This window comes from Ruegeria sp. EL01 (genome assembly GCF_900313035.1).
Taxonomy (GTDB): domain Bacteria; phylum Pseudomonadota; class Alphaproteobacteria; order Rhodobacterales; family Rhodobacteraceae; genus Ruegeria.
Window position 1 is genome coordinate 199,920 of record NZ_OMPS01000009.1, and the last position, 22,884, is coordinate 222,803.

The following is a 22,884-nucleotide window of genomic DNA, read 5'->3' on the forward strand; positions in this document are numbered from 1 at the left end:
ATCAATCGCTGGCGCGTAGGATACGCGCTGGTCGCACGGACAGGGGACGCAGTGCAAAAGCCAGACCTGCACCCAGAGTGACGATAACTCCCGCGATCACGATGCCCAATGCTGATGCCCAAATGATCGAGAAACTTGTGTCGAATATGTAGGTGGCAACCGCCCAGCCACCTAGGATGCCCGTAAGCAAAGCGACACCGCCGGCTGCCGCACCTAGGAGGATGGCGCGCAGGGCAAAGCTGAACAGAATTCGGGGACGGTCAGCGCCTAGCGTTTTCAAAACAGCAGCTTCGTATCTTCGCGCGGGCTCCCCAGCAGCGGCCGCGCCTATCAGAACCAGGAATCCCGTCAGCAATGAAACACCTGCCCCGTATGAGGTCGCAGCAGCCAGCCCAGCCAACAGACCGGACACGCGGTCAATTGCATCCCTGACCCGAATGGCTGTGATGTTGGGATATTGATCCGCCAGGTCCCGCAATATTGCGGCTTCGGCTTGTTCCTCGGCATATACCGTCGCAATGAAGCTATGGGGTGCGCCTGCCAGTGCGGACGGATTCATCGACATGATGAACCCCATACCTGCCGTCGAAAAATCAACCTCGCGGAACGAGGTCAGTTCGGCTATGATATCGCGCCCCAGAATGTTGATTGTCAGTTCATCCCCAAGCTTCAATCCCATTTCTTCGCCTTCTTCAGCGGCAAAGCTGACTTGTGGTGTGCCAGAATAATCTTCGGGCCACCATTCGCCAGCGGTGATGCGGGCGTTCTCGGGCGGTTGAATGGAATAGGTGAGACCGCGATCGCCCTCTACGACCCAGTGATCCCCGGCCACCTCACGCGCAGGGCGCCCGTTGATCTGTGAAAGAATGCCACGCAGCATTGGCGCGCTTTCAATCCGGCTGACATCCGGGTCGTTTTCAAGGCGCTTATTAAAGCCCGGCATTTGATCCTTTTGGATATCGACGAAGAAATACGAGGGCGCCACATCCGGGAGGTTTCCCGAGATCGCGTTGCGCAAGGTGCCATCGATTTGACCAACCGCCGCCAGAACCGACAGGCCGAGACCCAGCGATAGGACGACGGACCCTGCGCCTTCGCGCGGGTCAGAAATCGCGGACAATGCCCAGCGAAGGGCTGGGCGGCCTCGCGCCAAGGGCGCACCAGTGCGGGCTACCCAGCGGATCGCGAAGGCGGACAGGGACAGCAACAGCAGAGCGCCAACCAGCCCGCCGCTGGTCCAAAGTGTGAGCCATGTGGACCCGCTGAACCAGGACGCAGAGGCGATCAGCAGAGCGAGCCCCAACGCAGTCGCCAACACATAGATGGCCCGCGGAAGCCGGTTGGCGGATGTCAAGGCATCCCGAAACAGCGTGGCGGCGCGCACTTCCTCGGTGCGGGCCAGGGGCCAGAGTGTGAACAGAAACGCCGTTAAGAACCCATACAAGGCAGCTTCGGCCAAGGGTTGCGGATAAAACGAAAAGACAGCTGGAATGGGCAGGCGGCTTTCGATAACGGGCGCCATCAACATAGGTGCCAACCCGCCCAGCGTCACACCGATCACGATACCCACCCCGGATAGCAACCCGATCTGGATCATGTAGGTTTGGAAAATGGTCGCCCTGTCTGCCCCCAATGTGCGCAAAGTGGCGATCGTTTCGGTTTTCTGAGACAAATAGGCCCGGACGGCGGCAGAGACACCAATGCCACCAACAGCCAGCCCCGACAGGCCGACCAACACCAGAAATGAACTGAGCCGCGCAACGAATTCAGAAATGCCCGGCGCGCCATTGCGCGCATCGGTCCATCGCATACCAGTGCCGTCAAAGGTCTGGTCAGCTTCGATTGAGAGATCCGCCAAAGCGATATCAGACGGCAGATCCAGTCGGTATTTTGTCGAAAACAAAGTGCCGGGCTCTAGCAGGCCCGAGGTACGCAGGTCTTCAGTGCGCACCAGTGTTCTTGGACCCAATTCAAAGCCATCTGCTGCACCGTCCGGTTCCGTCTCTAACGAAGCCATGAGCACAAAATCCTGCGTGCCCAGCGCGAAAAGGTCCCCGACCGAAAGGCCGAGGCGATCTATCAGTGCCGGATCCATGACTGCGCCCGGTAGCTCAGCGGAGCCATCCAATGCTGTTGCCAACGGGATGTCAGGCTTCAACAACACAGATCCCAGTAGCGGATAGGCATCATCAACGGACTTCACCTGTGTCAGCGCTCGCTCAGGTCCTGTATCGCGAAGTGCCACGGCCATAGATCGGAAATCGACGACCTCGGAAACCTGTTGTGCGGACTGGTCCATCCAGGCGCGTTCTTCGTCGTTGGCAAAACGGTAGGTGAATTCCAACTGGGCATCGCCACCCAGCAATGCCGCCCCTTCCTGCGTCAGGCCCGCCTGGATTGCGTGTCGAACCGAACCGACAGCCGCAATCGCAGCAACGCCAAGGGCCAAACAGGCCAGGAAGATGCGAAATCCACGCAGGCCGCCCCGTAACTCGCGTCGGGCCAGCCGCCCGGCCAGCCGCATGCTCATTCCGCGGCCTCTTGCTTGACCTTCTCTTCGACCCGGCCGTCTCGCAATCGAACAACGCGGTCACATCTTTCGGCCAGCGTATGGCTATGTGTAACCAGCACCAAAGTGGCCCCATGTTTGTCGCGCAGCCCGAACAGGAGATCGACGATGGCAGCACCATTTGTTTCGTCGAGGTTTCCAGTGGGTTCATCGGCCAACAGGATTTGTGGACGCGGGGCGGATGCCCGAGCCAATGCCACGCGCTGCTGCTCGCCACCCGAAAGTTGGGCAGGGTAATGATCGCGCCGATGGGATAATCCAACGGTGTCCAACTCTGCTTGGGCGCGGTCAAACGCGTCAGAATGCCCGGCCAATTCCAACGGTGTCGCCACGTTTTCCAGTGCGGTCATCGTGGGGATCAGGTGGAAATTCTGAAACACGACACCCATGGAATCGCGCCGAAACCGGGCCAATGTATCTTCGTCCATGCCGGTCAGATCCTGACCCAAGGCAATCACGCTGCCTCCGGTGGCTTGTTCTAATCCGCCCATCAACATCAGCAGCGAGGATTTGCCGGATCCGGATGGTCCGACCAATCCAAGAGTTTCACCCTGTACAACAGACAAGCTAATGTCATGCAGAATATTCACGCGACCGGCATTGCCTTCCAGCGACAAAGCGGCATTTTGGAGTTCTAGAACTAATGTTGCCATGGGTCTTTCCAAAGGGGAGCAATCATTTGGGATATGGAGCAGTTACAGAATTGCGCAAGGTTTTGATGTCCGGGCTATTTGTATGCTGCGGTTTTACGGCCACAGCCGAGCCCGTTGTGATCGCCGCTTTGGGAGATTCCCTGACGCAGGGCTATGGGCTGGTTGAGGAAGATGGATTTGTCCCCCAGCTTGAGCGTTGGCTGCAAGCGCAGGGGACAGAGGTCCGAGTGATCAACGCTGGCGTGTCGGGCGATACAACGGCAGGAGGCGCATCGCGTGTTGAATGGACACTGACGTCCGATGTGGACGGGATGATCGTCGCACTGGGTGGAAATGACCTGTTGCGCGGTATCGACCCGGAGGTGTCGCGGACCAATCTTGAGGCTATTCTGAGCGTGGCTCAGGCCGAGGACGTTGGCGTTTTGCTGGTTGGGATGCAGGCGCCCGGGAACTACGGTGCCGAGTATAAGCAAAACTTTGATGCCATTTATCCGGAACTGGCGCAGGCGTATCAAACCCATTACGCGAACAGCTTCTTTGACGGCTTGGCCGCAGACGGAGATCCCAACGCGGTTGCCCAGTTCATGCAGGCGGATGGCATCCACCCTAATGCCAAAGGGGTGTCTCAGATTGTTGAAACGCTTGGGCCCTTTGTGCTGGATCTTGCCAATGAAGTCGCCAACCAGGAGTGAGCAATGCCCGGGCGGTTTTTTCTGACACGACCGATATCCGAGATAGCCGCAATCCTGGGTGTCTCGGATACTGTCAGCATGCAACTGCCGCGAGCCAACATTCAGCCGGGACAGGAGATGGTGGTGCTGACCGGTAGCGGATTGGTTCCCATGCGGTGGGGCATGATCCCTGTTGGGCGCGTCAATGCGCGCGGACGACCGGTCATGGAAACCATCATCAACGCGCGATCAGAAACTGTTTTTGAAAAGGCGGCATTCGAAGGCGTTGGTCGCGCAGTTGTCCCGGCTGACGGCTGGTATGAATGGACCGGAGAAAAGCGCCGAAAAACGGCGTGGAGGATCGCCTCGGCGGACGGAGCGCCATTATTCTTTGCGGCCATCACTGATCGGTGGCAGGCGCCGGGTGGCCTGCAAGTCGATCAGTTCGCTGCGGTGACATGCGAACCAAATGCCGATTTACAGCCGATCCACCACCGAATGGGTGTATTGTTGGATCAGACCGGGGTGCAGCAATGGCTCACAGCGTCCGAAGAACAGGCCAAGGAACTGGCGCGGCCCTGGCCGAATGGATTGCTGCATATCGAGCAGGCGACAGATGTGGATCGGACCGCACCCTGACGGCTTGGTCAAACGACAGTGACAACCGTTCCGATGGGGACCCTGTTGTATAGATCGACAACATGTTCGTTCAGCATCCGAATGCACCCGTTGGACGCTGCCCGCCCGATTGTCTGCGGTTGAGTTGTTCCATGAATGCGAAAATATGTATCGACCCCGTTTTGAAACAAATACAACGCCCGCGCCCCCAAGGGGTTGCCGTTGCCTCCGGGTTGGACAAAGTCGTTGTCTTTGAATTTGGCGTAGGCGACCGGGTCGCGCTCGATCATCTCGTTTGTGGGCCGCCAGGTCGGCCATTCTTTTTTGACGTCAATGGTGGCCGTACCGGTGAATTCCAGCCCGGCTTTGCCGACGCCGCACCCATAGCGGATCGCCTTGCGGGGTTCTGTCACAAAATAAAGGTAAAACGAACGCGGGACGACCAGTAGTTGACCAGGTAGAAATTGCTTTTTGATCCGTACGAATTGCGGCGTCGCATCATACTCGACTGCTTTCTTGGCGTCGACGATGCCTGGGACAAGGCTAACAGCCGTTCCGGCCAGAAACATACGGCGTGTGAACATGGTGAATCCCTTCAAATTGATCAAAGAAATCATATCACTAATTATGAAATGATAGGGGATTTGGTCAATTGGTGGGAGAATGTCACTGAAACGTGATGCCTTCTGAGCGCAACTGTGGTCGCTTGGAAGGTCAATCAAACAAAGATTAGATAAAAAGGGCGAGGAAAAACCTCACCCTTTCAGAATCTTATGCAAGCTGGATGTCGTCGGCACTTTCGCGGCCGTCGCGACCAGCGCGCAGCTCGTACGTGACTTTCTGGTTGTCGGCCAGACCTGTAAGGCCCGAACGCTCGACGGATGAGATGTGCACAAACACGTCTTTGCCGCCATCTTCAGGTGCGATAAAGCCGAAACCTTTGGTGGTGTTGAACCATTTTACGGTGCCTGCAGGCATATCCGTTACTCCTGTTAAGTGCTGCCCACGGAGTTGCGGCAGCCCGGCGTCGTTGTCTGTATCGATAGACTGAGCGCCGGAAACGGAGACAGTAGGTCGAATAGAAAAACGTAAGCACCTTGGATATGGCACCCGGAAACGCATGTGACAAGGGAGATTGTACGGTTTGTACAAGGGTTTGAGGGCCGCTTGTTCAATTTGAACAAGAATCCGCCGATCGGCTTTGTTGGTGACTTGGTTGTTTTTCGTGCCAAAAAATTGTGGTGGTTTTTTACGTAAGTCGCGAAAGCATCAGGTCGATTTTGAAGCGCCGGCTCCGCACCTGATTTTGGCAAACGTCCTGAAAACGATTAGACTGGCAATGTTCATTTCAAACAGATTGTCGGAGGAAGTTTCATGTCCGTACCGCAGATTGTAACCGTCGTCGGATATTTTTCCGTGCCCGCCGCGAATGCTGCCGCTTTTCGCAAGAACTGTGCTGAGATGATCGATCTGCGTAAGCAAGAGACCGGCCATCTGGCCTCGGCCTACAGTTTCGGGGCCGATGGCACGGCGGTATCCCGCGAGGATTATGACAGCGCCGATGCGGTGATCCGGCACATGGAAGTGGGCAGCCACATCTTTGAAAGCACACAGATGCTGGTTGAGATCACCGGCGTCGAATTGCACGGGCCCGAGGCCGAGCTTGAGAAACTGCGTGACCTGTTCAGCGGGATGTCCCCCAGGGTCTATGTGACGGAGTTTGGGTTTCGGCAGTAACGCGCGGTGGGTTGATTTACCTGTTCTTAAGCCGGGTTTGGTTGATGGATCGTTATGAGCAATTACCGGCGTGTTCTCAATCCCGGAGCAACCTATTTCTTTACCGTCGCATTGGCGGACCGATCGTCGGACCTGTTGACGCGCGAGGTGGCACATTTGCGCACGGCTTTTGCGGTGGCGCAGGAGGAACGGCCGTTCTGGTGTGATGCGTTTGTGGTATTGCCCGATCATTTGCACGCGGATTGGACCTTGCCGCCGAGGGATGCGCATTATGCGACGCGGTGGGGTGCGATCAAGGCGCGGTTTACCATGCGTGTAAATAGAGCGAGTCGTAGGCCGGGCTTCAGCCCGGCACCTTTGCCGACAGAACTGCCCGTAGTGACATCTGGCAGATATGCCGGGCTGAAGCCCGGCCTACGGGTCAACAAACGCGAAAGCGCTGTGTGGCAACGCCGGTTTTGGGAGCACACCATTCGGGACGATAGGGATTACCGGAGTCACATGGAATATTGTTGGGGTAATCCCGTAAAACATGGGTTGGTGGAGCACCCGACCGATTGGCCGTATTCGTCGATACATCGCGATATTCGTGCAGGCCGGGTTGATCCGGAATGGAGTGGTGTGGTCACCGAGGGCATGTTCGGAGAGCTGTAGGATCGAAGGACCCTAATTCGTAGGCTGGGCTTCAGCCCGGCATTCACCATGACCCTCGGGTCGATCGGATGGTTGTCAAGAAATCCGTCGATGGACGTTGGCAAATTCGCCGCTGTTGCGCGCATTGCCGGGCTAAAGCCCGGCCTACCAGTTACCTGTATGGGAGTGATGAGTTCGAGCACCCGTCCTACGCTTACTATGGGGCTCCAGCGAGGGCTTCCGAAATACAATCGTCATGAACAGGATTGTGCCCTGCAGTGAGCATAGCGATCTCAGCGCCGCGTTCCGAATCCGCCAACAACAGAATTTCCTTACCCATAGTCGTAAGCCTTTCGATCATGCACTCGGCAAGCACTTGGTTCTGGGCCGGAGTCATTTCATCCCTCGATAGGTAAAGCACATACTTCTCTTGTGCAGCGGTATCGAGAGGATCGGCTGCAACTGACGCTGACGAAAGTAAAAGTAAGCATCCTATTCTTAGAATGTGCATTGTATATCCATTGACATTTATGGTTCTTTTCAAATTGCTCCAAGCTAAAGGATGGTTGATTTTACCTATTTTTTGAAGTGCGGTTTCGGGGTGCAGGTAAGGTGGGTGCGAGTGCCCGTGCTACTCTGAAACTCCCAAATCACTACGTATAACACGCGGTGCATTGTCAACCGCAACCCTTCGCTCCAGAGATCCGGGTTTTGTCTCAACCAGCGAGTTTACCGTAAGGCGTACAGAAGGCGGAGCCACAAGTTCGCATCGAGCAACCCAATGACCTACATGTAAAGCGGCTTCGTCGGTGCCTTCGATCTCTGAGCGATGCATAGCTTGCCATAAGCCCACATAAGCATCCTTACGTTCCTGAAATCTTAACTCCCGCCGGCTATCAGAGCGAGTGAGAAACCATTGAGTTATCACTGTAGCCAGAGAACCAACGCCCAAAGCACCTACGATGGTTATCCAGTCATTCACCGCGCAAACTTCTTATGCTTCAACCGCTTGGGCTCCAAAGCGTCCGGTCCCAGACGGCGCTTTTTGTCCTCTTCGTAGTCCTCGAAGTTGCCCTCGAACCACTCCACGTGCGCATCGCCCTCAAACGCCAGAATATGCGTGCAAATCCGGTCGAGGAAGAAGCGGTCGTGTGAGATGACGACGGCGCAGCCAGCGAAATCGACCAGCGCGTCTTCCAGTGCGCGCAGGGTTTCGACGTCGAGGTCGTTGGTCGGTTCGTCGAGCAGCAGAACGTTGCCGCCCTCTTTCAGCAGGCGGGCCATGTGGACGCGATTGCGCTCACCGCCTGACAGCAGCGAGACCTTTTTCTGCTGATCGCCGCCCTTGAAATTGAAGGACGAGCAATAGGCGCGGGAATTGACCTGCGCGTCACCCAGCTGGATGATCTCGGCACCGCCAGTGATCGCCTCCCACACGGTTTCATTGTCCTTGAGGTCATCGCGGGACTGATCGACATAAGACAGTTCAACCGTGTCACCCAGCGAGATGGTGCCCGCATCAGGTTGTTCCTGACCGGTGAGCATTTTGAACAGGGTCGACTTACCGGCGCCGTTGGGGCCGATGACGCCGACGATGCCGCCGGGGGGCAGGGTGAAATCGAGCTTTTCGATCAGTTGCTTGTCGCCCATGTGTTTGGCGAGACCTTCGACCTCGATCACCTTGCCGCCAAGGCGCTGGCCGTTGGGGATGACGATCTGGGCGCGGGTCAGCTTTTCACGCTCGGACTGGTCTGCCAGATCGTTATAGGCGTTGATCCGGGCCTTGGATTTGGCCTGACGGGCCTTTTGTCCCTGGCGCATCCAGTCGAGTTCGCGCTGCAGGGTTTTCTGCTTAGATTTGTCCTCGCGGGCTTCCTGCTCCAGCCGTTTGGCCTTTTGTTCCAGCCAGGCGGAATAGTTGCCCTCGTAGGGCAGGCCGCGACCCCGGTCGAGTTCGAGGATCCAGCCGGTGATACTGTCCAGAAAGTACCGGTCGTGGGTGACGATCAGGATAGTGCCCTTGTAGTCGATCAGGTGCTGTTGCAGCCAGGCGATGGTCTCGGCATCGAGGTGGTTGGTTGGTTCGTCGAGCAGCAGCATGTCGGGGGCTTCGAGCAGCAGCTTGCACAGCGCAACCCGGCGTTTTTCACCGCCCGAGAGGGTGGCGATGTTGGCGTCGTCTGCTGGGCAGCGCAGCGCCTCCATCGACACATCGATCTGGCTGTCGAGGTCCCAGAGGTTCTGGCTGTCGATTTCGTCCTGTAGCTTGGCCATCTCATCAGCGGTTTCGTCGCTGTAGTTCATCGCCAGTTCGTTATAGCGATCAAGGATCGCCTTCTTCTCGGCCACGCCCAGCATAACATTTTCACGAACGCTGAGGCTTTCGTCCAGTTTCGGTTCCTGCGGCAGATAGCCGACCTTGGCGCCCTCGGCGGCCCAGGCCTCACCCGTGAAGTCCTTGTCGAGGCCGGCCATGATCTTCATCAGCGTCGATTTACCGGCGCCATTAACGCCGACGACACCGATTTTCACACCGGGCAGAAAGCTTAAGTGGATATTTTCAAAGCACTTCTTGCCACCGGGATAGGTCTTGGAGACACCCTGCATGTGGTAAACATATTGATAGGCGGCCATGTCGCGTCCTCTGGGTCGGGGAAATCAGGTTGGGCGGTGTGATAGCGGATGGTTGAGGTGGGGGCAATGGATATGGTTTTGTGGATTAGTTGGCGCGCGGTAGGTGTTTCCCATTGCGCCGGAAAAGAGTATCGGTGGAGATCATTGAGGAGATGAAGGTATTGCAGGTATCAAGGGAAGTCGTGGCATTGTTTGCAGATTTGATCGTGCTTGCTTTAGCTTTTTTTGCCATGTTCCGCATCACTAGGTTCTGGTCTGATGTAGTTGATGCGCGGTCACAGATTTTCGACAAACCCGTTTCACCCGCGGATCATATTCGCATCCCGATACCGGCCTCGAATGCCAATATCAGCCCACAAGATATTGCCTTTCGAAAGTATTGGTTGAACGCATTCAGGCGCATGCTGCCGGACGTGATAATTTCTTGCTGCCTGACTTATTCTGTAGTCGAAAAGCTCGGTGTTTGAATGACGTTGAAAGAACTCATTTACGGTTGGGCCAAGTCCGGGCAAATTGACTGGATCGGTCTGCGGCCAGAGCGGCGTCTTGGGATGGAGGTCGCGGACGCGGCCATGATCTCAGCCGACGGGTTCGACGGCGACCGAGGCCACGCAGGCAAACGGGCAGTGACCTTGATCCAACAAGAGCACCTGGCAGCAATTGGCAGCTTTCTGGGGCAGGGGCCGGTGGAGCCCGAAATCCTGAGACGGAATCTGGTGGTTTCGGGGATCAATCTGGCGGCGCTCAACGGGCGCGAGGTGCAGGTGGGGGATGCGATTTTGCGCATCACCGTGATCTGTGCGCCGTGCAGTCGAATGGAGGAAGCCTTTGGCAAGGGGGGCTATTCCGCAGCGCGCGGGCATGGCGGCTGGTGTACCGAGGTGGTGCAGCCCGATCGTGTCAGGTTGGGCGATGTGGTGCAACCTGTTGATTGACAACGCGCCACAGTTCTGACCATCAGCAGAGGATGGAGCGATTTGCCATTCCATATGCGCGGCCCGGGCAGGTCGTTGGACTGTTCGGTGGGTCTTTTGATCCGCCGCATCAGGGGCATGTGCATGTGACCCGCGAGGCGATGAAGGCGTTTGGGCTGGATCGGGTGTGGTGGCTGGTATCGCCAGGCAATCCGTTGAAGGAACGCGGGCCTGCTCCGCTGGCGCAGCGCATAGACGCTGCGCGTGAGATGATGCAGCATCCTCGGGTCGAGGTGACGGATATTGAGGCGCTGACCGGAACGCGGGCAACGGCGGATACGCTGGCGGCGTTGAACAAGCTTTATCCACAGGTCCGGTTTATCTGGCTGATGGGTGCCGATAATCTGGCGCAGTTTCACCGTTGGAAAGACTGGCGACAGATCATGGATAGCGTGCCGGTGGGCGTGGTGGCGCGACCGGGGGATAGGATCTCGGCCCGGATGTCTCCGGCGGCGCGGGTCTATGCGCAGTACCGGATCGACGGGCAAGCGCGGCATCTGCTTGGGCAGGCTGAAGCTCCGGCGTGGTGTTTCGTGAATGTACCTATGGTCAATGTCAGCTCGACTGAAATTCGTGGGCGCGATGGTTGGAGCGATGGGGTGTTGCCGGAATAGCCACACCGAGCGCATAGTGCATTTCAGTGGTTGTTTGGTTGTGATCTCTGGGATTTTAATTGACCCATGGTTGATCGTATTTCACGTCGTTTGTTTCTGGGGGGGTTGGGGGCATCTCTGATCCCGGGCGCGGCTTTGGCACAGGCCCCCTTGGTGTCTTTGAGGCCGCAGGCGCGTGGCCCGCAGCTGAGCGGCGTCGAACGGTTCATCAAAGGCTCGGGGTTAAAGGGTGACGTTGTGTTTGCCGTGGCGGATGTGAAAACCGGCGCGCAGTTGGAAGCTTTTGGTGACGAAAAGGGATTACCTCCGGCCAGTGTCGCCAAAGCGATGACGGCCCTTTATGCACTGGATGTTCTGGGGCCAACACATCGATTTGAAACCACACTGATGGCGAATGGTCCTATCGAGAATGGAATTCTAAAGGGCGATTTGATCCTTGTCGGCGGGGGTGACCCGCTGCTGGATACCGATGCACTGGCTGCGATGGCGGCCAATTTGCGCAAGGTGGGTGTGACCGAGGTGCGCGGGGCGTTCAAGGTGTATGACGGCGCGCTGCCATATATCTTCAGCGTGGATCCCGGGCAACCGGATCATGTCGGGTACAGCCCTGCGATCAGCGGGATATCTCTGAACTTTAACCGGGTGCATTTCGAGTGGAAGCGCGAGGCCACGAGTTATGACGTGACGATGGACGCGCGTAGTGCGCATTACACACCGTCGGTTGAGATGGCGAGGATGCGGGTCAAAGACCGGCGGCTGCCGATCTATACTTACGAACCGAGCGCCCGTCAGGATCGCTGGACCGTCGCAAGAGGTGCCTTGGGTAAAGGTGGCGCGCGGTGGTTACCGGTACGCAAGCCTGCACTATATGCCGGTGATGTGTTCAAGACGTTGGCGCGGGTCAACGGAATCGTTCTGGGCCGGGTGCAGGTGACAACCGAAACGCCGCGCGGAGATGTGCTGGTTCTGCATCAGAGCGAACCTTTGGACAGTATCCTGCGCGGGATGCTGAAATACTCGACCAACCTTACTGCAGAAATGGTGGGACTTGCTGCTTCGGTTGCACGGGGCGCTGAGCCAAAGAGCCTGGCGGAGTCGGCTGCTGAGATGAACCGCTGGGCAGCTGAGAGTTACGGGGTCGAAGGGATCGCGATGGTGGATCATTCCGGGCTGGGCGATGCCTCGCGTATGACGCCGGGTGATCTGGTGACCGCGCTGGTGGCGGCGCGGAGGACAGGTGCGCTGCGCCCGTTGTTGAAGCCGTTTTCTTTGACCGACACCAACGGCAAACCGATCAAGGATCATCTGATCCGGGTGGATGCCAAAACCGGGACGCTCAATTTTGTTTCAGGGCTGGGTGGCTTTCTGACCACTGCAGACGGTTCGGACCTGGCCTTCGCCATTTTTACTGCCGATATGGATCATCGGGCCACGATCCCGCGAGAGGCCCGCGAACGCCCGGACGGCGCGCGCAGTTGGAACCGGCGGTCACGCAAGCTGCAACGGGCTTTGATCGAGCGCTGGGGCGCGCTGTACGGCAGCTAAGGTCAGACGACGTGACGCGCCCGCGAACCGCGTTCGATCGCAGCGGCGTGCAGTCGGTCGATATTCAGTTCATACCGGATTTCCTCCAGCAGGCGCAGTTCGGTTTCAGCCAGAGACCCATCGGCTGCGGCAACGTCGCAGGCCAGCGCATAGGCGGTTTCGTTCAAACGCTCAGGCAGATTGACCCGGATCAGGCCAAAGAGCGCGTCCAGCCCATCTTCTTGTTCAAACAGGTCGAACACGATCTGCGACACGCGGCGGGTGCGGTCAATGTCGTAATCGGAAAAAACTGGCAGCATGTTGACCGCAGTTTCAATTTTGACCAGCTCAGCCGTGCGAATGGTTTCATCAGACGCAGAGACCGCAACCATGATCGCCACAAGGCAATCCTGTGGGGACATGGGGTGGGGCATTTGATCGTTCATGGGTCTGGTCCTGCATTGAGTGTTCGGATGCGCAGGATATGGTTGGCTGCAAGCAGGTACAACACTTTGTTTGATCGGCAGGCGCCACGGATCGCGCAGGTCAGCTGCATACCACAATAGTCTCAGCCAATAGCAGCCGGGCCCAGCTTATGAACAGTGTCAATAATAGCTCTGACCAGACCACTACTGTCGGTATGCATAGTGTTATGCAGGTTTATCTTTTGCCGATATCTCGGATACCGACTGCTCTGCGAGGTCCTCACAGTAGTAAATGTCCCGACCGATGCGTTCGCAGACATGAACCTTGGGGCTTGGATGTACCGCGCGCAGAAAGCTGTGGGTATAGGGGAAGAAGTTGAAGTGCGGGTTAAAGCTGTACCGGTATTCGCGTTCCAAGGGGACAACAATGATGACACGCTTGCGAGCGACACGGCGGAGCTCTGCGATGGCGCGGCGGTAATCCAGAAGATGCTCGATCACATGGGTGCAGATCACCGTGTCGAAGGTGTTGTCGGCAAATGGCAGGTCTTCGATTCGCGCTGCGACATAATCAATATTGTCGATGTTGGCGACGTCGTCGATCACAAAGTCAACACCAGTCATCTTTTCGATATCGGGGCGCGCTGCAGCGACACGTTGCAACAGGAAACCAGTGCCACAGCCTACGTCGCAGACACTTTGGCCAACAATATCCTTTGCGATCCGTTCAATGCATGCTTCGGAGTTGTCAGTCCCATGATGAACCCTGGGATGGTCGCGATAGAGTGCTTCATACTCTTCGTCTGTCAGATACGGCGAACGGGCACGGAACTCAGCCAGTCGGCTGATATGGGTTCCCCAGACACGGCGCGCCAGCCAATGAAACGCTGAGCTGTCGCGCAGAACCGGTGGTAGGATATCCTCAAGCACAAAGCGGATCCTGTTGGTCGTCTCGCGTCGCATGTGTCTTCCTTGTTTCCAGATCGTTCGTTGTGTTTTTCATGGCACGCGTCATGGCAGGCCCCGGTGTCACAGCGAAGCAGAAAAATCGCGCAGAGGTTGTTGTGACCGTTTTTGGCGCACCTGGCAATGCTAACAGGTTCCTTTTCGGTCGCGTATTGAGAAATACCAGTCGCTTTATTGACTCATGCTGCATCCGCACAATAACAGGGGCCGGGCCGGGCTGGGCGCATGGGGCGTTTGGCACGTTTCCCGATGGAGAATTCTAATGTCTGACCTGCGTGAAACCGCGATGACGTCCAAGGCGTGGCCCTTTGAAGAGGCGCGGCGGTTGCTCAAACGGTACAAGCAGGGCGCTCCGGAGAAGGGGTATGTGCTGTTCGAGACGGGTTATGGCCCCTCGGGTCTGCCGCATATCGGAACGTTTGGTGAGGTTGCGCGGACCACGATGGTCAAACGCGCGTTTGAGGCGCTGTCGGACATTCCGACCAAGCTGATCTGTTTCTCGGATGATCTGGATGGCCTGCGCAAGGTGCCTAGCAACGTGCCCAATCCCGAGGCGCTGGAAGAGCATTTGCAGCGGCCGTTGACCTCGGTCCCGGACCCGTTTGGCGAGTACCCGAGCTTTGGCGAATACAACAATGCGATGCTGCGCCGATTCCTTGATACCTTTGGGTTCGAGTATGAGTTTTATTCGGCGCGGGAATTCTATCGCTCGGGTCAGTTCGACGAGATCCTGAAGCGAGCAGTCGAAAACTATGATGCTGTAATGGCCATCATGCTGAAAAGCCTGAGGGAAGAGCGGCAGCAAACCTATTCCATCTTTCTGCCGATCCATCCCGAGACCGGGCGGGTTCTGTATGTGCCGATGAAAAAGGTCTGTGCCGAGACCTATACCGTCACCTTCGATGACGAGGACGGCAAGGAATGGACGCTGCCCGTCACCGGCGGCAACGTCAAGCTGCAGTGGAAGCCGGATTTTGGCGCGCGCTGGGCGGCGCTGGGCGTTGATTTCGAGATGTACGGCAAGGAACACGCGACCAACGAAAAGATCTATGACGCGATCTGTCGGGCGCTGGGCGGACGTGCGCCTGAGCATTTCTCGTACGAGCTGTTTCTGGATGAGCACGGACAGAAGATTTCAAAGTCGTCCGGCAACGGCGTGTCGATTGATGAATGGTTGACCTATGCGCCGACTGAAAGTCTGGCCTATTTCATGTACCAGAAGCCCAAGACGGCCAAGCGGATGCATTTTGATGTAATCCCGAAAGCCTATGATGAGTATCATCAGCAGTTGCGGGCTTATCCCGGGCAGGATTTGAAGGCGCAGTTAAACAACCCGGTCTGGCATATCCATGGCGGAGATGTTCCCGAGTCCACGCTGATCGTGCCCTTTGCGATGATGTTGAATCTCGCATCAGTATCGGGGGCCGAGGACAAAGAAGCACTGTGGGGCTTTATCCGTCGCTATGCGCCTGATGCCACGGCCGAGACGCATCCCGATCTGGATCAGGCGGCGGGCTTTGCTGTTCGGTATTTCAATGATTTCGTCAAACCAACGCGCCGGCACCGGGCGCCGTTGGATCAAGAGCGTGAAGCGCTGGAAGCGTTGAAGACGGAACTGGAGTCGTATGACGGACCCATCGAGGACGAGGCGCTGCAATCGGTGGTTTATGCTGTCGGGCGTGAACGGTTTGACCCGTTGCGCGGCTGGTTCACCGCGCTGTATGAGGTATTGCTGGGAGCCTCGCAGGGACCTCGGTTTGGTGGGTTCATCGCGCTTTATGGCGTGCCGGAAACCATCGCGCTGATCGACAAGGCGTTGGCCGGGGAACTGGCCTGATTTGACCTGACCCGGTGTGGGGCTATCCTTCGAACAGGAGGTGGCCCCATGCGTCGTGTATTGCTTGCTATATGCCTGAGTGTCGGACTTGCGCCAAGCGTATTCGCCCAGAGCGCCGAGATCGAGGCGAATATCGCGGCGCAGATCCAGGCATTCGAGGCGGATGACTTTGTCACCGCTTTTACCTTTGCCAGCCCCAATATCCAGCGCCTGTTCGGAACCCCCGAGAATTTCGGGGTCATGGTGCAGCGCGGTTACCCCATGGTCTGGCGGCCCGCAGATGTGCGGTTTCTGGACCTGCGAGAGGTTGCCGGAGCGTTGTGGCAAAAGGTCATGATCACCGATGGTGATGGGCGGGTGCATATTCTGAATTATCAGATGGTGCAGCGGGACAACGCTTGGAAGATCAACGGTGTGCAACTGCTGGACAACGCCGATCCGGCAGCCTGACGCAACACCACCGTCACGGTGATGTGAGCGGCGGTTAATCCCTGTTGGATACTCAGACTTTCGCGTTCGGGGTGAACCTGAACACTGGGTTTGAACGTGTCGCATACTTGAGCGACGCGATTGGGAAAGGGATTTCTATGAACAAGGCAATCACCGATGGCATCGTATTCATGCCACCTCAGTTCGCGAATGGTTTGGGGGTTTGGTCTGCGGGTGACGGCACGCCGGGCTCGCCGACTTACGATGGATCGGGCACTGGTGCCTTTGTTCCGGCGGATGCGGATTTTGGCGGCTGTCTTGAGATATTGAAGGTTTCTGCCACGCAAAAGCTGCGCTATATGGGTCAGACACCGATCTTGCCGGGCTGCTACTTGCAGATCAAGGCACGGGTCAAGGCGATCAGCGGACCGCTGCCTGAGGTTCGGATTGCGGCCTGGGCCGGGGCTGCTGGGGATACCCATTTGGCCGGCGTGGCCGAGCAAGGCCCCGCCACCCAACTTTCAGGGTATGGCACAGTGCATGAGATTACGGCGATCGTTGGCACTGGACAGCGTCCCGGTGTGGATATGCCTTGGGGCGTCTCGGCTCTGTACGGGCATTTTGGTTTGGATATTGAAGGGGCCAACGGCGCGCTGGTGCGGGTCGACGATATCGAGATCACCGATGTAACCGGCGTTTTCCTGCGCGAGATGATCAGCATCGTCGATGTACGTGACTTTGGCGCCATTGGAGATGGTGTCACCGACGATTCAGCGGCATTCGAGGCGGCGGATCAGGCGGCCGGAGGGCGCCGGGTCTATGTTCCACAAGGTACATATCATCTGGCGGAAAGCACCAGCATGGCATCCGAGATGGATTTCGAAGGCACGGTCACGATGCCTGATGACAAAATGCTGCTGCTGACCAAGAATTTCGATTTTCCCACCTATGACGCAGCCTTTGGCGATGAGGAGCTTGCGTTCAAAAAGGCGTTTCAGGCGTTGTTGAACAATGCGGATCATGAATCGCTGGATCTGGCAGGGCGCAAGATCTCGGTCAACGCACCGATTGATATGGCTGTTGCGGTTCCCAACAGGCAAAACGGATTTTCCACGCGCCGCGTGATCCGCAACGGGCAGTTTGATGTCAAAAGCAATTCGGCTTGGGATCTCGAAACGTTTACCTCGGTCGCGACCTACGATCCGTCGGATTCAAAGCGACTGACGAATGTGGCCAATATAGCGAATATTCCGGTAGGCTCGTTGGTGCAGGGGAGTGGTGTGGGGCGCGAGATCTATGTGCGGTCCAAGAATGTCGGTGCAGGAGAGATCATCCTGAACGCGGCCATCTATAGCGCATCCGGCACCCAGACATTCGCCTTTCAAGCGCTCAAGTATCTTTTGGATTTCAGCGGCTTTAGTACGTTGCGGAAATTCGGCATGGAGCAGATTGAATTTCAGTGCAACGGGCGTTGCAGCGCAATCCGACTGGCGCCGTCGGGCAGCACATTCTCGCTGACAGATTGCTTTGTCAGCCGGCCAAAGTATCGTGGCATCTCGTCGATTGGAACCGGGTGTAAAGGGATGCTGATCGACAATTGCCAGTTCCTATCCTCGGAAGAATCCTTGGCTGTCACGGATCGCAACTCAATCGCGCTGAACACAAACGCGAATGACGTGAAGCTGAGGCACAACCGGGCGGTGCGTTTCAAGCATTTTGCTGTTGTGGGTGGGGACAACAACATGATCCTGGGTAATCATTTCTTTCAGGGCGATAGCATCCCGCAAGGTGTCCGTACCGCCGGTCTGATCATGATCGGGACCTACAACAGCTCGACCATTGCCGAGAACTACGTGGACAACTGTTTTGTCGAATGGACAAATGAGCGAGATTCCACGCCCAGTTATGTTTCGGGCTACTCGTTCAGCGCAATGAGCATCGCTGACAACATCTTCTATTCCAGCGAAGCCCCGCCCTGGTTCAGTTACATTGTCATTCGCCCATATGGTCCAGGGCACTTCCTGAACGGTCTGGCTGTCACCGGGAACAAATTCCGCAGCAGCGGCGGTAGGATTGACAGGGCGGAAAGGGTGGACACCACATTTGCCGATTTGGACAAAAACCGACATGTCAACGTGACCTTCCAAGACAATACGTATCATGGTGTGAGCGTGAAGGCCGCGAACCCCTTGCGACTGCGGCATTGGCAGCCGTCCGCGACCAGCGCTTGGCCACTTTGGTCTTATGCTCATTTGCCGTTCGACGGTAAGGTTCGGAGTTGCGATGCAGTGACTGTTCTTGGTCCGCTGCGGAGCGTTTTTGGATCGGTACGTCACGCGACACCTTATGTAGAGCTGGAGCAAGGCAGCAAAGGCGATGGATTATTGCTGCGTTGGCCGGAGAATTTGCAAGGCGAAGTCTCGGTTCTGATGCGGATGGAGCGTTGACTTGAGGGATGGCTGCCCGACGGCGGGCAGCCACACGTTTCTTGGTCGGTGTCCGTGCAGATGCAGAGTGCCAATTGAAAGTGTTGGGAAAGCTCAAGGAAACAGGCGACGTTTCAATTTCCTATGCTAGGCTTGGGTCAGCCAAAGGAGGAGCCAGATGCCGAAAATCGCCAAGAACACCAGCGTTCAAACTGTTATTACCACCTTTGAAATGACTCCTGGAACCAGCCAGGACCTGCTCGAATCACTGACCGATGCCTATGCAGAATTCATTTCTAAACAACCCGGGTTCGTTTCGGCGGGGTTGCATGTAAATGACGCGCAGACGCGTATCGCCAACTATTCTCAGTGGGAGCGCCGGGAAGACTTTCTGGCAATGTTGCGCACGCCCGAGATGCGCGACCGAAACCGCAAAATCAACGAGCTGTGCAAAAGCTTTGAGCCGGTCATGTACGACGTTGCTGAAACCTTTGGGGAATCCTGACCTGGATCAAGGCATTCGCCAGATTTCTGGTCCACGTTAGGACCGCAAAAAGGAGGTCCGTAGCATGTATCATAACATTCTTGTCCCCATTTCGTTTGATGCGGAACGGGATACATCTGGCTCGCTGAAGCTGGCCGAAGTTCTGGCAACACCTGGCGCACAGGTGACGTTGATGCATGTGGTCGAGCATATTCCGAACTATGCGATTTCCTACATGCCCGCTGAGTATCTGACAGAGGCGCGAAAGGCGATCCAAACGGAACTCGACAATATGGCGGCAAAACTGCCCAATGCGACAGGCATGGTCATCGAAGGCCATTCGGGCCGAACAATCCTTGATTGGGCGGAAGAACACAAACCGGATCTGATCATCATGGCCTCGCACCGGCCGGGAATGCAGGATCTACTGTTGGGGTCGACCGCGTCTCATGTGGTGCGTCATGCAAAATGTGCTGTGCACGTGGTGCGGTGAGGGTCACAGATCGTCAGGGGTAAGGCGGTATGCCTTGCCAAATCCGCCGTTCAGAACGCCATCCTGAACATCAAAATGGACAAACCCAAAATCCGAAAAATCGGCATAGAGCTTCGCTTTGGGGCGCAAGCTAAGATATCTTGCGCGCAAAACGCTGTGTTCGCGCGTTTCCTTTTCTACCAACCGTGCGATTGCATGGAGTGTCAGCCGAGGGTGGGTTAGCGGCTCGCCTTTGTCGGCGGGCTCGCCGATCAGAAGGGCGCAAGACGGGTTTGTTTGCAATGCTTGTGTGTGATCCGCAAGCGTGGAAATCAGCGAGACCGGACACCCGGCGTCATCCGTGGCCAACGCGATGCGAGAGATTGATGGCGTCAGCCCGTCTGGACGCAAGACAGCCAGCGCAGCAAATGCTGCCTTTGTGAGCAATTCCTTTGCCAAGGCACGGGCGGCGGCATCTGTCGGCTGGTATGGGCCGGTTTTGGTCATATCGCATGGCTCCGGGAGCTATCAATAATTGTCATAGATAGATGCCTGATCTACTTGGGACCAGTCCAACTGTTGCCACATATCCGGAGTATTCTGAGACCATGTTGTTCGGGAAACCTGCACGAAACGAGAGCGATCTCAACCCGCGCTCGTCCAAACGACACCGTCGGGCCGACGCCATGCGGCGAAAGGCCCTGTCCCCTGTGCGCATCTTAATCATGGTGCTTCTCTTACCTCTGACCACGGCAGTGTTTGCAGCCGGTATCTTTCTGCGGATTTCCGACTATGACCGCAACGACGCTGTGCTTCATCTGATCGCATTGGCTGGATGTGATGCAGTGCATGCCATTGGATTTGGCCCGTTCCGAGAAGGTCAGCCGGGCTATCACAAGCGTTACGACCCGGATGGAGATGGCGTGACCTGCGAAAAGTTCACGCCGACATTCACACAACAAGCGTCGCCGCCAACCAGTGAGGCGCCCACAGACCGCACGGTTGGAAACGCCAAGTTCGTTCGGCCCTGAGCGGCTTGCACCGCAAGATCGGGGCACCTAGCCGCAACCGGTGTGAAAAACAGCCTGATCCTTCCCACCTGTCCTGCAAAGCTATTGGAGAGTGCCTGATCAAATGTACGATTGATGGACCCAATTGGTGATTGCCCAGCGTGGCGGTATTTTGGAGGAACTGACCGATTTCCAACCACCTCTGACGAGATCACGACAGCTGGCCACCGGCGCAATCACGAAATTTGCGGACCTCGGGCGCGGCGCCGTTTAGCGGAAACTCGGTAACACGGTCCTGGGTGAAGGCGTAGGCCGTATCATTGTATTCCAAACCGTCAAGGACGTTCGCAAACCCTGTGTCACTGACCCCAAGGGCAAAGGTGTCCTGCGACAGGACATGGCGCGGCGTTGCGATTTCGACCGGATTGCGTCCGCTGAACCGCATCGCAAACCAAGGGGTCACTGTCCATGTGTCAGTTTTGCGCGTGACGGTCAGCGTATACAGCGGCTGTGCCGGGTCGTAAGTCAGGAAGATACGTGCGTCATCGGTGTCATGGGTCAGCGTGCAAATCTCGCCCACCGTGGCCTCCCAAGCCTGGGCGGGTGTGCTGAGGAGGAGGCTGATAAGAAGGACGCGCATCCGTTGAAACTAGCTGCGGGCTGGGGATTGGCAAGTTCGACAAGGTTCGCCCTTGGATCAGCAGCGCTGCCGTTCCGGGAATTCGGATCGTTGAGAAGAGTCCTTTTTTGGCCTGTGACGGAACACAAGCGCTTGTCTTGGACCACTTTGTTCGCTCAGAATGCACCCATGACCCGCGATGAATTCAACACCTTCTGTTCTGACCTCAAAGCCACCAGCCATGTGGTGCAATGGGGCAATGCGGATGTGTGGAAGGTGGGCGGCAAAGTGTTTGCGCTTTGTGGCTGGAACGATGGGAAGGACGCGTTCACCTTTAAGGCCACCGATCTGGCCTTTGAGGTATTGAGCGATGAACCCGGCATCCGTCCCGCCCCCTATCTGGCGTCTCGGGGGATGAAATGGCTACAGGTCTACGAGGAACGCGGGATGAGCGACACCTCACTGCGTGAGCATATCGTGACGTCTTATGATTTGGTCGTGGCCAAGTTGACCAAGAAGAAACGGGCCGAGTTGGGGGTTTAGAACGGGAGAGCAAAGGCGTTGACGGATTTTCCTGAGAGTTGCGTCAGATCCTCGGCCAGCCCCACGCGGGTGCCGCGCGCCCTGTGAATGGCGCTTTGGACCTCATGCGTGCTGGGCAGGGTGTTTGGGTTCGTCATGGCAACCTTTTGGACTCACAATCTGTGATTTCAAATGTGGAGGAGGCAGCGCTGGGCTGCAAGGTTGAAGTGTCGACAGGGAAGTATTGGGCTTCGGTAAATATCGCTGTTCTTACAAGGACCTGAACTTCGATCTGTTTTCAGGTAATTGAAACAACCCATTTCTAACTGCGGATCGTTGCAGAAGAATTTTGTCCCAGTGCCACAGTATCGCAGCGGCCTGTTCTCCAATTTTCTTCTTTTGCAACGACGGGGCAAGGTAAAATGCCACGACATTGTTTCTCAAAATAGCGGCCCGTTCAGCTTGCTTTTTGCTGTTTTGAAGATCTTTTGAGATTACGACCCAATCGCTTCCAAGACTATTGAAGTAGTCGATATCGGAAATGTTTTTCGGGGCTTTGTTGCACAAATCGGTTGTAGGGATTCATGTCGTGAATCCAGCATGATAGCTAGTAGGTATGAGCAGCTGGACCCCAACAAAGTACAAGACCACAAACTGGTCTTCTTACAATGCTAGTCTGAAGCAGCGTGGATCGCTGTCGATCTGGTTTGATCCTGAAATGGTCTGGGTGCCACCGCCGAGTGGCAAGCGCGGTCGGCAACATAGCTTCAGTGACGCTGCGATCCAAGCTTGCCTGACCTTGAAGGTTCTGTTCGGACTGCCATTACGGCAGACCACTGGTTTTGTACAAAGCCTGCTAAAGTTGGTCGGACTGGACTGGGCCGCACCTGATTTCAGCACTCTTTGCCGTCGTCAGAAGACGCTGAACGTGAGCCTGCCGTATCGCGGCGGTACTGGCCCGTTGAATCTTCTTATCGATAGCACTGGCATCAAGTCGGAAGGTGAAGGCGAATGGAATGCCCGCAAGCACGGCGGGTCCAAACGGCGCACCTGGCGTAAGATACACA

General features: G+C 56.6%; 26 protein-coding genes. 16 read left to right on the forward strand and 10 right to left on the reverse strand.

Going from position 1 to position 22,884, the window contains the following annotated elements; translation table 11 throughout:
• Position 1: 1 nt before the first annotated feature.
• Entirely contained in the window at positions 2-2,530 is a 2,529-nt protein-coding gene (locus D9K61_RS06735) for an ABC transporter permease (RefSeq protein WP_120632471.1), read from the reverse strand.
• On the reverse strand, positions 2,527-3,222 hold the full coding sequence (locus D9K61_RS06740) for an ABC transporter ATP-binding protein (RefSeq protein WP_120632472.1): 696 nt from the start codon (positions 3,220-3,222) through the stop codon (positions 2,527-2,529). The genes D9K61_RS06735 and D9K61_RS06740 overlap by 4 nt, the downstream gene beginning before the upstream one ends.
• Between D9K61_RS06740 and D9K61_RS06745 the strand changes: the two genes are divergently transcribed.
• Complete coding sequence (locus tag D9K61_RS06745; protein WP_120632473.1) at positions 3,213-3,914, forward strand: arylesterase; 702 nt, start codon at positions 3,213-3,215, stop codon at positions 3,912-3,914. The genes D9K61_RS06740 and D9K61_RS06745 overlap by 10 nt on opposite strands.
• 3 nt (positions 3,915-3,917) lie before the next feature.
• Positions 3,918-4,532: an SOS response-associated peptidase gene (locus tag D9K61_RS06750; RefSeq protein ID WP_120632474.1), complete on the forward strand. Its 615-nt coding sequence runs from the start codon at positions 3,918-3,920 to the stop codon at positions 4,530-4,532.
• Positions 4,533-4,540: 8 nt separating this feature from the next.
• Here the strand turns inward: D9K61_RS06750 and D9K61_RS06755 are convergent, their stop codons facing one another.
• A complete protein-coding gene (locus D9K61_RS06755; protein WP_120632521.1) occupies positions 4,541-5,095 on the reverse strand; it encodes a L,D-transpeptidase in 555 nt (184 codons plus the stop codon).
• A gap of 187 nt (positions 5,096-5,282) precedes the next feature.
• Positions 5,283-5,489 (reverse strand): cold-shock protein, encoded by a 207-nt coding sequence (locus tag D9K61_RS06760; RefSeq protein ID WP_120632475.1) that lies wholly within the window; start codon positions 5,487-5,489, stop codon positions 5,283-5,285.
• A gap of 396 nt (positions 5,490-5,885) precedes the next feature.
• Here D9K61_RS06760 and D9K61_RS06765 point away from each other — a divergent pair, with 396 nt between their 5' ends.
• Positions 5,886-6,248: an antibiotic biosynthesis monooxygenase gene (locus D9K61_RS06765; RefSeq protein ID WP_120632476.1), complete on the forward strand. Its 363-nt coding sequence runs from the start codon at positions 5,886-5,888 to the stop codon at positions 6,246-6,248.
• Between the two features lie 54 nt (positions 6,249-6,302).
• The gene (locus tag D9K61_RS06770) at positions 6,303-6,902 is read left to right on the forward strand and encodes a transposase (RefSeq protein WP_120632477.1); all 600 of its coding nucleotides are present in this window, start codon (positions 6,303-6,305) and stop codon (positions 6,900-6,902) included.
• Between the two features lie 957 nt (positions 6,903-7,859).
• On the opposite strand, the gene ettA is transcribed toward D9K61_RS06770, so the two are convergent.
• On the reverse strand, positions 7,860-9,515 hold the full coding sequence (gene ettA, locus D9K61_RS06780; protein ID WP_120632479.1) for an energy-dependent translational throttle protein EttA: 1,656 nt from the start codon (positions 9,513-9,515) through the stop codon (positions 7,860-7,862).
• Positions 9,516-9,649: 134 nt separating this feature from the next.
• Between ettA and D9K61_RS06785 the strand changes: the two genes are divergently transcribed.
• The 4 genes from D9K61_RS06785 to dacB all read left to right on the forward strand — a co-directional run bounded on the left by D9K61_RS06785 (position 9,650) and on the right by dacB (position 12,648).
• The gene (locus tag D9K61_RS06785) at positions 9,650-9,982 is read left to right on the forward strand and encodes a hypothetical protein (protein ID WP_120632480.1); all 333 of its coding nucleotides are present in this window, start codon (positions 9,650-9,652) and stop codon (positions 9,980-9,982) included.
• Positions 9,983-10,450 carry an MOSC domain-containing protein gene (locus D9K61_RS06790; RefSeq protein ID WP_162946777.1) on the forward strand — a complete coding sequence of 156 codons (468 nt, stop codon included), beginning with the start codon at positions 9,983-9,985 and terminating at the stop codon, positions 10,448-10,450. It begins immediately after the preceding gene.
• 32 nt (positions 10,451-10,482) lie between these two features.
• Positions 10,483-11,103: a nicotinate-nucleotide adenylyltransferase gene (locus D9K61_RS06795; protein ID WP_120632481.1), complete on the forward strand. Its 621-nt coding sequence runs from the start codon at positions 10,483-10,485 to the stop codon at positions 11,101-11,103.
• Between the two features lie 66 nt (positions 11,104-11,169).
• Positions 11,170-12,648, forward strand: a complete 1,479-nt coding sequence (gene dacB, locus D9K61_RS06800) for a D-alanyl-D-alanine carboxypeptidase/D-alanyl-D-alanine-endopeptidase (protein WP_120632482.1) — start codon at positions 11,170-11,172, stop codon at positions 12,646-12,648.
• 2 nt (positions 12,649-12,650) lie between these two features.
• Here dacB and D9K61_RS06805 read toward each other — a convergent pair whose 3' ends face one another.
• Both D9K61_RS06805 and D9K61_RS06810 read right to left on the reverse strand, forming a co-directional pair.
• Positions 12,651-13,073, reverse strand: coding sequence for a tellurite resistance TerB family protein (locus D9K61_RS06805; protein WP_120632483.1), 423 nt, complete (start codon positions 13,071-13,073; stop codon positions 12,651-12,653).
• A gap of 204 nt (positions 13,074-13,277) precedes the next feature.
• Positions 13,278-14,015, reverse strand: coding sequence for a class I SAM-dependent methyltransferase (locus D9K61_RS06810; protein WP_120632484.1), 738 nt, complete (start codon positions 14,013-14,015; stop codon positions 13,278-13,280).
• 265 nt (positions 14,016-14,280) lie between these two features.
• Here D9K61_RS06810 and D9K61_RS06820 point away from each other — a divergent pair, with 265 nt between their 5' ends.
• From D9K61_RS06820 to D9K61_RS06840, 5 genes are all read left to right on the forward strand, one after another.
• Entirely contained in the window at positions 14,281-15,855 is a 1,575-nt protein-coding gene (locus tag D9K61_RS06820; RefSeq protein ID WP_120632486.1) for a lysine--tRNA ligase, read from the forward strand.
• A gap of 48 nt (positions 15,856-15,903) precedes the next feature.
• Entirely contained in the window at positions 15,904-16,305 is a 402-nt protein-coding gene (locus D9K61_RS06825; protein WP_120632487.1) for a DUF4864 domain-containing protein, read from the forward strand.
• 137 nt (positions 16,306-16,442) lie between these two features.
• Positions 16,443-18,731, forward strand: a complete 2,289-nt coding sequence (locus tag D9K61_RS06830; RefSeq protein ID WP_120632523.1) for a glycosyl hydrolase family 28-related protein — start codon at positions 16,443-16,445, stop codon at positions 18,729-18,731.
• A gap of 157 nt (positions 18,732-18,888) precedes the next feature.
• Positions 18,889-19,215 carry an antibiotic biosynthesis monooxygenase gene (locus D9K61_RS06835; RefSeq protein ID WP_120632488.1) on the forward strand — a complete coding sequence of 109 codons (327 nt, stop codon included), beginning with the start codon at positions 18,889-18,891 and terminating at the stop codon, positions 19,213-19,215.
• A 64-nt stretch (positions 19,216-19,279) separates the two neighbouring features.
• Positions 19,280-19,687 carry a universal stress protein gene (locus D9K61_RS06840; protein WP_120632489.1) on the forward strand — a complete coding sequence of 136 codons (408 nt, stop codon included), beginning with the start codon at positions 19,280-19,282 and terminating at the stop codon, positions 19,685-19,687.
• A 3-nt stretch (positions 19,688-19,690) separates the two neighbouring features.
• On the opposite strand, the gene D9K61_RS06845 is transcribed toward D9K61_RS06840, so the two are convergent.
• Positions 19,691-20,173 carry a HugZ family protein gene (locus D9K61_RS06845; protein ID WP_120632490.1) on the reverse strand — a complete coding sequence of 161 codons (483 nt, stop codon included), beginning with the start codon at positions 20,171-20,173 and terminating at the stop codon, positions 19,691-19,693.
• 41 nt (positions 20,174-20,214) lie between these two features.
• Between D9K61_RS06845 and D9K61_RS06850 the strand changes: the two genes are divergently transcribed.
• Complete coding sequence (locus D9K61_RS06850) at positions 20,215-20,697, forward strand: excalibur calcium-binding domain-containing protein (protein WP_254055698.1); 483 nt, start codon at positions 20,215-20,217, stop codon at positions 20,695-20,697.
• 190 nt (positions 20,698-20,887) lie between these two features.
• On the opposite strand, the gene D9K61_RS06855 is transcribed toward D9K61_RS06850, so the two are convergent.
• The gene (locus tag D9K61_RS06855; protein ID WP_120632491.1) at positions 20,888-21,316 is read right to left on the reverse strand and encodes a hypothetical protein; all 429 of its coding nucleotides are present in this window, start codon (positions 21,314-21,316) and stop codon (positions 20,888-20,890) included.
• A gap of 168 nt (positions 21,317-21,484) precedes the next feature.
• Between D9K61_RS06855 and D9K61_RS06860 the strand changes: the two genes are divergently transcribed.
• Positions 21,485-21,838 (forward strand): MmcQ/YjbR family DNA-binding protein, encoded by a 354-nt coding sequence (locus D9K61_RS06860; protein ID WP_120632492.1) that lies wholly within the window; start codon positions 21,485-21,487, stop codon positions 21,836-21,838.
• Here D9K61_RS06860 and D9K61_RS06865 read toward each other — a convergent pair.
• Positions 21,835-21,975: a hypothetical protein gene (locus D9K61_RS06865; RefSeq protein ID WP_254055699.1), complete on the reverse strand. Its 141-nt coding sequence runs from the start codon at positions 21,973-21,975 to the stop codon at positions 21,835-21,837. The two genes, D9K61_RS06860 and D9K61_RS06865, sit on opposite strands and share 4 nt — an antisense overlap.
• 458 nt (positions 21,976-22,433) lie before the next feature.
• Here D9K61_RS06865 and D9K61_RS06875 point away from each other — a divergent pair.
• Positions 22,434-22,884: IS5 family transposase (locus tag D9K61_RS06875; RefSeq protein WP_120632494.1), on the forward strand; the 451-nt coding region annotated here is incomplete at its 3' end.